The sequence below is a fragment of the Aporhodopirellula rubra genome (assembly GCF_014192335.1).
Lineage (GTDB): Bacteria > Planctomycetota > Planctomycetia > Pirellulales > Pirellulaceae > Rhodopirellula > Rhodopirellula rubra.
The window spans coordinates 123,819-133,397 of record NZ_JACHXU010000026.1; the positions used below are offsets into that span (position 1 = coordinate 123,819).

Here is a 9,579-nt window from a genome sequence, read left to right on the forward strand (position 1 = left end):
GGTGTCGGAGGAGTGGCGTCGAAAGCATAAAGAGAATCCGGCGATGCCCCCCGACACCAACACGGTCTGATCAAACGTAGGTTAAAATCAAACGTGAGGCCGTCTGCTGCATTTTCCTCCTTCACTTTTTTAAAAAACGGTTCCATGAAGCCTCCTATCGCGAAGAGTTCAATGACGACTGATCCGATTGTGCTGGTTAACCGAGGTCGAGGTCGGCGAATGGCGTTGGGGAATGTCGATCTCACGGTTGCTCTGTGTTTGCTCACGTTATTGATAGGAATGTCCAGCGCGGCACGTGGTGACGATGAATCAACGTCGCCGAAAGAGCCGGCATCACCCGAAATCAACTTGGCGCAAGAGGTGCCGGTGTGGGTGGCTGAACTCGATGGAGCGACGGCAAAAAGCCGCCGTGAAGCCGAACAGAAATTGCTCGAGGCCGGACCTGAAGCCAGGGAGTACATTCCCGTAATTCTGGATGATCTCTCTCTCGACGCACGTGAACGCCTTGAGCGGATTGAGGCTCAGTGGCGACAAATGAAAACTCGTGTCGAGATCGAAACAACGACCGTGAAGATGCAGGACGCCAGCAACCTTGGGGAAGCTCTCGAGGCGATCAGTTTGGCCAGCGGCGTCGAGTTTGACCTCGAGTCGTCCGGTGTGCCGATTGATGAATCTCGCGTGATCCGTCCACCAAGTGCCCCGATGGGTTTTTGGCAGGCGGTGGATCTTGTGCTCGATCAAACGGAATTGGATATCAACTTTTATGCCGGTGACCGGGAACGGTTGGCGTTGGTGCCACGTGCGGCCGAGCGAATGTCGCGTGTCGATTCGGCTGCCTACGCGGGGATCTATCGCATCGAACCGACAATGGTCACCGCACGACGCGTCTTGGGCGCACCTGCCCAGAACGGGTTGAACCTCACCATGTCCATTTCGTGGCAACCCAATCGAACGCCGATTGGATTGAGCATTCCGATCGCCGAAGTCGCCGGGAAACTGGACAACGGAGTCGATTTGAAACCGCAAAAGACGGGGGACCGGATCGACATCGCCACGTCCGGTGAGATCGCCGAGAGTCAGTTCTATCTCCCGATGCAGTTGCCCGCTCGACGCTTCGATTTCAAAGCCGGTGATGGTCCTAAGGACAACGTGAAGTCTGACGCCAGCGAGATTACTCGCTTGTCGGGCCAGATTACTGCTTTGCTGCCAGGGAAGCGACGACGGTTCAGCTTATTGCTGTCGGATGCCGCGCCGTCGCAAACGTTCGACGCGATGACCGTTTCGATCGAAGCCATGCGAGAAACCGATCCGTTGTACGAGATACGTGTTGGAGTTGAGTTGGTCGGTGCCGGTCGGTCGCTCGAAAGTCATCGACAGTGGATCTTCGAAAACGAAGTGTGGGTGCAGTTGGCCGATGGTACGCGTAAGGACCATCTCGGTTATGAGGTCTATCGGCAAACCGGAACGGGAGTCGGGATCGGCTATCTCTTTGATCTAGGTGGAATGGTGCCCGCCGGTGCTCAGTTGATTTATGAGTCTCCGACGTCCGTGCGGAAGAACGAAGTCCCATTCGTTGTCAACGGAATTCCATTGCCGTGACGGGTTAGAAGCCCAGTTGGTCGGACATCTGTCGTTCCACTTCCGTGCGGTGGTACATCGCATGGATCAAGTCGATGTCGGCTTGGCGTTGTTTGACTTTTCGCCGTGCGAACATTCTCGCTTGGGTGTTCACCATGACTTCCGGCGGCAGCAACGAGGTTTGTCCGAATAGTCGGGCGTAGTTGACGTAACTCGGAACGTTCCCGGTAACGAACCCATACATCATGCTGCAAACGCCGATCACTTTACCCGTGAAGATTCCGGTGTTGATCGCGCTTTTCGAGTAGTCGCCCATGATGCAACCGAGGAATTGCATCCCGGTCGCGATCTTGTCGTTGCCGTACTCAATGTTGATTTTGCCGTAGGTGTTTTTTAGGTCGCTGTTGCACGTACCCGCACCGAGATTGATCCAACTGCCGAGATAACTGTGGCCGAGGAATCCGTGGTGTTGTTTGTTGGTGTAGGGTTCGATCACAGAGGCTTCGACTTCGCCACCAATTTTAGTCGTGTGCCCGAGTGCAACGCCGTCTTTGATCGAAGAGTGCTCGATGACTCGCGTGTTGGCTCCGGCGTATAACGGCCCTTCGAGAAAGCAAAATGGGCCAACCTTCACGTTGTCGTCTAAGACGATCGCACCACCGTCGGTATGAATCGATTCGTAGTCGCCGATCGACACGTTTTGGCCGACAAAGACGCCGTCTTGCAGTTGGGTGTAATTGCCCGCCGCGATGCGATATTCGATCGAGTCATTCATGCATTTCATGTGAGCGGAAACGACGTCATGAGGCCAGTGAAATTCGCTCAATTGGGCTGATGAGCGAGCTCCCGTGGATGCCGCATGTCGACACAAAATGCGATACACCGAAGGAGGGACAGGCATCTTTTTGTCGTTAGAACGCGTTGCCGAGGGCGAGCCCTTTAACGGGGTTTTCGCGTAGTCTATTGAAGATGGTTTTGACGAGGCCGAGCGACGCAACGCCTTGCCAACCTCCGCCGCCGGCATCCATGCGGCGAGAACGGATCCTGAGCTATCGCGTTTACTTTCGGTGCCGGGTTCAACGTCGGTTTCATGATCATCGCTGGGGGAAATCACAACGGAATACTGGTCCGATCGAATCAGATCTTCCAGAACGCGGAGATTGCTCACTGAAGGAATCAAGCGTGCGTTGACGAGCAACACGTCAGGCCGGTCCGAGTCCGCAGTTTCAGGCGATAGGAAGGATTCGGGAGCCGCGTCGACCCCGTAGTCGGCCGTTTGGATCGCGCTGAGATAGTCGCGAACCTCGCCCACTAAGGATGTCGAACCGTGGTCACGCCGGAGTTTGTCGAGCCAGTCGATCAGGCGAAATCCCGCACATCCGATCGCGTAGGCCGGACGGGCGTGGACGATCGGAGCGAGTTTTTCAACGCAATCGTCTTCAAAGCAATAAATCAACATGGCAGTCACTTCCAACGGGATGCTCGGCTGTACAGCACGGATTCTGACGGCTGGGCAGTTTAACGCGGTTGGGCCGATGCGTCTTGACCATTCCGACGAAAGAATTCATGGCCTGCCGTGTGAGACGGCACTACAGTTCGAAAGTGCGTTGCGCGTGTTGAACTCCATCGATTCTTACACCTGTTTGTTCCATTCATGGCTGGATTTACCGACCGAGAAATTTTCGTGTCCTGTCGGTGTGGCGGGATCCTGATCGGTATTTTCGTCGGCATCATTTCAACGGGAGCTGCGGACGAAAACCAAGTCGTCTATGAGTCCGATCAGCGACGAATCGAGATCCAGGTGGAACGTTATCTCGACCGTCTCGATGACGATTCTCACGCGACGAGGAAGCGCGCGATCACCGGGTTGCTGCGACTGGCCCACGATTCTCAGCCGCAGCAAAATCATGCCATCATTCAAACCATGCTGCGTCGGAGTCTGTTTGCGGATTTGGAAACGCAGCTCGCGATCGATCGATTGGTTGGCGACATCACACTCGATATCCATCACCAAAATGTTGAGCGTGTGATCGCGGCCATCGAAGTAGACACGCAGGCAACGGAGCCGTCACCGTTGATGTCGACCTGGCAAACCTTTTCTTCACGAGCCGGGACGGGTGAAGAAGCGAGGCAGGCGTTTCGCGAGATCGCCGTCTACGCCGGCCCCCAATTGTCTTGGCCATCCTTAAACGCGCGAGTTGATTCGGATGATGCTCACCTCGTCTTGATCAGCCATTTAGGCTGCGTTGCTCCTCAAATGCCGCAACCCTTCCGTCCGCAATCTGAGCGTGTTCTCGCGGTGATGAAGCGAACCTTATTGGCCGCCGGGGTGTCTAGCGGTTCGGATGCGAACGCGCGAGTGATCGGTCGGTTGATCGACCGGACCATCCTTGAGAATCCTTATGGGTGGACGTTGCCCGAACGATTACATATGGCCCTATTGTATGACCGGCCGCGGGTGGTCAGTACGCTCCGCTGGGAAGTGTTGCGTTGTGAGGATCCGTTGGCACGTGACTTAGCGGCTGCGATTTTGGTAACACCGCGATGTACCAAGTCGTGGATCGGAGAGATTGAAGAGGAGGTTCAACGATTGGTTACGGCGTTGGAGGACCGACGCGTCGTATGTGTTGCACCTGAACAATTGGTCGCTAGGCCGCTTCCTATCGTTCTGAACCAGCAGATCCACCGGAGAGGAGTTGATGTCGGCGGTGATGTATCGGAGAAGTCAAACTTTCCGGTGATCTTGCGGACTCGGGTTCAGGACGTAGCCGCGTGGGCGTTGGTCCAGGGCACTGACTTTGACACCCGCGATCATGGGTTGATTGGGCTGCAAGCGGATCCTATTTGGGGCACACGATTGGCATCAATCGGCTTTGCAACCGAGTGGGAACGAACGGCTTTTTTGGAGTCGGTTCGCCGGTATCAGGAGCCAAGTGCAAACTGAGCGTGCTTGTGCTCAAAAAACACGTCTTTGCTAGCAAAGTTTGCAATTGCTAGCACTACCTGTAGTGTGCTTTCGTCTTATTTTATCAATATGTCGTTTGTGCTGGAAATCACTTGCTGGGGCTCCTAATTTTCCTCGCATGTCGGACGCGACACCTTCGCCGCGCCGTCCACCCCCAACGCGAAAGGATGATTCGCATCGAATCACCGTGCTTTAAGACGAAGCATGACGACGTCGGACGGTTTTGAATCATTCCTAATGTGACGCACACTTTGGGACGCGGTTCAAGAAGGTCATACGTTTTGTGGTTAGATTCCCAACTGGCGCCATCGTGGGCGAGACGGTCGTAAGGCCGCCCGTCACCGGGGAACCGAGAAAGGATTCACGATTCGGATCGTTCCACTTTGTGAAGACCGCTGATCTTCGATCGACATAACGGTTGATTGTTTTGAAATGGGATTCGCAAAAAGTGAACCGCAGAGGGCTTTTCCCAGTATTTGCCGAATCGAAGAGGACCTTCAGATGCCACGCAAACCCCTGATCGGGATCAATGCTGATTTCCGAGCTGCAGCCCGGACCACACCTGCTTTCGCGTATATTGCCGAAGGATATTACCGGTCGATCATCAACGCCGGCGGAGTTCCCGTTCTTGTGCCGCCACAGATCGACGAAGAGTCAGCACATACAATTCTCGACGCTGTCGAGGGGTTCATGTTCATCGGCGGAGCCGATTTGGATCCACGAAATGATGGTTTCATGTTGCATCCGAGCGTTCGACCGCTCGATGCCGGCCGTGAACAGAGTGACCGAATGCTGATGGCGGAAATCGCCGAGCGACGGATGCCTGTGTTCGGAATCGGCACGGGAATGCAATTGATCAACGTTCAACAGGGCGGGAACCTGTTTCTGCACATCAAGGAAGACTTGCCATCGGCAGTCCCACACTTGGACGTCCAGGACACCAATCACCGACACACGCTAGACGTGGTCAGCGATTCACTGATCGGTCGGGTTTACGGTGACGGCGAAATTCGCGTCACCAGCCGGCACCACATGGCGATCGACGAAGTCGCTCCAGGGTTCCGCGTCACCGCTCGCTGCCCCGACGGAGTGATCGAAGCGATCGAAAGCGAAATGCTCGATTGGTTCGCAATCGGGACTCAGTTCCACCCAGAGTCCGATGCCGCTTCGGCATTGGACATCCGAATCTTCGAAGAATTCGTTGACGCCGTTCGTGAACGAAGCCAGCAACTCGAAGGCACTACCGAGTCCGGCGATCTGCAACTCGTCGCCTGATTCGATTCGCATGAATGCGTCTCAATGCACGAAACAGACGAACTATGGAGAGATCGTTCGCTAAAGAGTCCAAACAAAACCACCCTGTGATCTGCCACTGTTATTCGTCGCCACGCCCGTAGCGACTATTAACAAGAGATCGCCCGAAGTTTTCGAACATGTCGGCACGTCAACGGATGACGTACCAATCGCACGGATGCGAATGACGAATGTGTTTGAAAGCAATGGGCGAAACGGAATGTCACGGTGACCGAAGGATTGGTCATCTGGAAGATGCGTTCGGAGTAACGCTGGATGATTTGGACTGTTTTGCTAACGAATGACGTCACGGTAGACAGCATAAACCGGGGCACCTTCCCGCAAGGTGTCCCGGTTTCTTTTTTTAATTGGCGGTAATGGTTCCCGTTACCGTGGTTTCGTACAGACCCGCCGGGAAGCTGCCGTACGTGTCGGTCAAAAAACTGACCTGCAGGTCGAAGGTGGCCGTCGCCGTCCCGTTGCTCATCGCACTCACGGTCGCATAGGAATCGCGGTTGGCGTAGTCGGTCGAATCGATCGCCTGAGTCAGGATCCATCGACCGACCCCGGAGCTCGACGCGATGCTGAGACCCAACTGAACATCACGTTGAGATGTCGCGTCGGTGTTGTGAACGAAGGGGCCGTCCGTCGAAAACGACACGGTCACGCCTCGGATGCTGTTTCCGACGACGCGCCAACGTTGCAGAGGGAACGTTTGATTGGCATCGGTTTGGTTGTGCATCATGCCGACGTTGGGCGGCGCCGTGATCGACAGGTTTGATGGGACCGTAACCGCGAAATTCTGTCTGCTTTGTAGTTGGGCCGATGCCGTCGTTGCGTGAAGGCACGCCATGGCGAACATGCACCATGTTGCGAGCAAAAACACGTGGCGGATCGACGACATCGCCAGCAATGGAGAGAGGTTTTCGGGCAAACGGGTTTCCGTGCAATGGGGTTTCCGGTAATCGGCAGGCGGTGTGGCTACACTCGCGAATTGAAGAACGCAACGATGTCGGCCCGGTCTTTCAATCCGAGCTTCTGTTTCAACCGACTGCGATAGGTTTCGATCGTCTTGACGCTCAGGAACAACCCATCGGCAATTTGTTGATTTGTTTGCCCGGCGGCCAGTCCCTCGAGGACCTCTCGTTCGCGAGCGGATAGTTGCTTTAGCCCCGCAGAAGGATTGGGGGCAGAGCGGGCGGATTGAGGCGCGGCCTGTGACGCGTGGCTCGGATCCACCTTCCACACATAATTCGGCCACTTGTCCTTTTCCGATGTGGAAATCGACCGCTGGATCGGTTGATGGTGGACAGCCTCGTGAGCGGAGGTGGCCGGGGGGCCGGCGTCCTGATGGGCGGGATCGTTGTGGCTAGCCGCTGATTTGTGGCTCGCGGATGAGGAGTCGTGCCATCCGACGAGCCTGCCCAGGTCCGCCCAGGCGACCGCTGACTCGAGTTGCTCGCTCGTTTGTGGATGGTCAAAATACCCGATCGCCCCGGCCGCCTTGGCTGCCTCGCGGCAATCAGGGCACGGTTGTGGCGAGAGCACGATCCATTTCAGCGTCGCGTAGCGGCGAAGCGTGTCACGAAGGATTGAGACATTCACCGCCGCCGAACTGTTTGAGCCCGTGGCCAACCCGAGAATCGCGACCCGTACCATCTTGCCGACGAGATATTCATGGGCCTCGTCGCTGTCGGCGGCGACGCCACATACTTCGACGAAAACGGATGTGGACCAGGAATGGTGAATCCCGAGCCGTTCGATACTGCCGGGATGAATGACGACAACTGGAATCCGGGGGTTCTTCCAGCGGGAGGTTTGATTGTTGGGAGCGGTGGACGTTACGAAAGTTGATACGCGGGGGGGATGTTGGACCCGCTTCTCAAGGTGTGAATCCATGTTTGCAAGCAAATTGATAAGTGTTGACGGAAAAAACGTTGCCCCGTTGTGATCCGTGCCCCCGACGCTGATCGTGTACATCAGCATCGTAACTATTGAGAGCATCGGTAATTTGGACGCCCATCCTCATCGCAACTGCCCTCCGTCTGATTATGCGGATCAGCCTGTTAGTCGGTTTCCTTTTGGGGATGTAGGAATTTAAGAAAGGCCTAGTTTTTTCTGCCTAAGGTCGCTAAGATCTCGCCTCGACTTTCTAAAAACAAGCAAAAACAATCACCCCCTGAACCGTAAATTTCACTATGTATGCCATTTTTGTTGACGGTGGACGCCAGTACCGCGTTGAGCCAGGCATGGAAATTGATGTCGATTTCCGCGAAACTGCTGAAGGCGAAAACCTGCAGTTTGGCACCGTTTTGGCCGTTGGGGGCGATGAAGGCTTGAAGCTCGGTACCCCGACTCTCGAAGGCGTTACCGTGACCGCGTCCGTGCTCGGGAAGTCAATGGATAAGAAGATCTACGTCCAGAAATTCCGTCGTCGTAAGCACAGCAAAAAACGCACGGGACACCGTCAGCCGAACACTCGAGTTCGTATTGAAGAGATCGCGGGAGTCTAGTTCTCCCGTTGTGATCTAGTCGATGCCTCATCTGCATCTTTCCGACTTCAAATTAGGCTCCGTTCTCGGAGTTGGTACCGTCGGTACGATTTATGACGGAAGCGTGCGTGAGGACATTGAGGTTTCGCCTGCCGCGAAGGCACTCATTGGCGAAGATCTGGCGATCAAGAAGCTGCATCCTGCGGTTTCCAGTGATGAGCTGATTCAGGCTAGGTTTCGTCGCGAGATGTTGATTCTCGAACGCCTGCAGCACCCGAATATCATTGGCTATTTCGGCGGTGGCAGCGAAGACGGCCAGCTCTTCTACGTGATGGAGCGGGTAGACGGCGGTACGATCAAGGATTTGATCGAGTCGACCGGAAGGTTGGTTTGGCCGGTCGTTGTCGACGTCAGTCGTCAGGTGAGTTCCGCATTGCAGTGTGCTCACAATCACGGGGTCATCCATCGTGATCTCAAGCCGGGGAATCTCTTTCTCACGCGTGATGCGCAGGTGAAGTTGGGTGATTTTGGAATCGCTCGCGACCAGCATTCCGCCGACCTGACGAATCAGGGTTTGACCGTTGGTACGCATGCTTACATGGCGCCCGAGCAGATCGTTGGGGAGACGTCGATCTCTGGGAAGGTGGATTTGTATGCTCTCGGTTGTTGCATGTTTGAGATGTTGAGTGGCCGGAAAGTGTTCTTGGGTGAGAACTTTGCCCAGCTATTCGAGCAGCATTTGCATGCGGTTCCGCCGCGGATCACCACTCTCGTTGGTGACGCTCCTCCTGAGCTCGACGAGATTATCAACGCGTGTCTGGCAAAGCGAGCTGAGGACCGTCCCTTCAACGCCCGTGCGGTTCAGGGGGCGATGTTGGAGATTGGAGAGAAGTATGACCTGGGGACTTCGCCGGAGGAGACGGGCGTCGGTCAGTTGGCCGCTGAAGTTTATCGTGGCGGTACACCAAAGCCTTACGACGTTGCGGCCGAGAATGTGACCGAGCGCGGGCGGCGATTGCTCGAGCAGCAGATTCAAGCACGGCTGGGTGGGACTCCGCGCGAGTCAGTCGCGGGTTGGAAGCTCGTGATGCTGTTGCTGGTGCTTGCGTTGGTTGTCGCGGTGGTCGCCCTGGCGGGCTAGTGCATCATCCACACTAGGAATTGGGGTTGGATGATTTTGGGTATTTCGTGGAAACTATGTGCAACACACGGAGGTTTCCATGATCAAAAAGTATATCGTCCGGCTTTCGG

8 protein-coding genes are annotated in these 9,579 nt (G+C 55.4%); 5 read left to right on the top strand and 3 right to left on the bottom strand.

The genetic code is table 11. The annotated features are described in order from the left end of the window. Window positions 1-144: 144 nt before the first annotated feature. Window positions 145-1,599 carry a hypothetical protein gene (locus FHS27_RS26050; RefSeq protein ID WP_246420955.1) on the top strand — a complete coding sequence of 485 codons (1,455 nt, stop codon included), beginning with the start codon at window positions 145-147 and terminating at the stop codon, window positions 1,597-1,599. A 4-nt stretch (window positions 1,600-1,603) separates the two neighbouring features. On the opposite strand, the gene FHS27_RS26055 is transcribed toward FHS27_RS26050, so the two are convergent. Continuing rightward, window positions 1,604-3,046, bottom strand: a complete 1,443-nt coding sequence (locus FHS27_RS26055; RefSeq protein ID WP_449224081.1) for a putative sugar nucleotidyl transferase — start codon at window positions 3,044-3,046, stop codon at window positions 1,604-1,606. Window positions 3,047-3,232: 186 nt separating this feature from the next. On the opposite strand from FHS27_RS26055, the gene FHS27_RS26060 reads away from it, so the two are divergent. Next, a complete protein-coding gene (locus tag FHS27_RS26060) occupies window positions 3,233-4,522 on the top strand; it encodes a hypothetical protein (RefSeq protein WP_184308584.1) in 1,290 nt (429 codons plus the stop codon). Between the two features lie 522 nt (window positions 4,523-5,044). Further along, the gene (locus tag FHS27_RS26065) at window positions 5,045-5,818 is read left to right on the top strand and encodes a gamma-glutamyl-gamma-aminobutyrate hydrolase family protein (RefSeq protein ID WP_009094570.1); all 774 of its coding nucleotides are present in this window, start codon (window positions 5,045-5,047) and stop codon (window positions 5,816-5,818) included. A gap of 382 nt (window positions 5,819-6,200) precedes the next feature. On the opposite strand, the gene FHS27_RS26070 is transcribed toward FHS27_RS26065, so the two are convergent. Both FHS27_RS26070 and FHS27_RS26075 read right to left on the bottom strand, forming a co-directional pair. After that, window positions 6,201-6,770, bottom strand: a complete 570-nt coding sequence (locus FHS27_RS26070; protein WP_246420957.1) for a hypothetical protein — start codon at window positions 6,768-6,770, stop codon at window positions 6,201-6,203. A 47-nt stretch (window positions 6,771-6,817) separates the two neighbouring features. Further along, entirely contained in the window at window positions 6,818-7,735 is a 918-nt protein-coding gene (locus FHS27_RS26075; RefSeq protein ID WP_246420959.1) for a response regulator transcription factor, read from the bottom strand. 299 nt (window positions 7,736-8,034) lie between these two features. Between FHS27_RS26075 and rplU the strand changes: the two genes are divergently transcribed. Next, on the top strand, window positions 8,035-8,349 hold the full coding sequence (gene rplU / locus FHS27_RS26080; RefSeq protein WP_009094575.1) for a 50S ribosomal protein L21: 315 nt from the start codon (window positions 8,035-8,037) through the stop codon (window positions 8,347-8,349). Between the two features lie 22 nt (window positions 8,350-8,371). Next, window positions 8,372-9,469, top strand: coding sequence for a serine/threonine protein kinase (locus tag FHS27_RS26085; RefSeq protein ID WP_184308586.1), 1,098 nt, complete (start codon window positions 8,372-8,374; stop codon window positions 9,467-9,469). The last annotated feature ends 110 nt before the right edge of the window (window positions 9,470-9,579 follow it).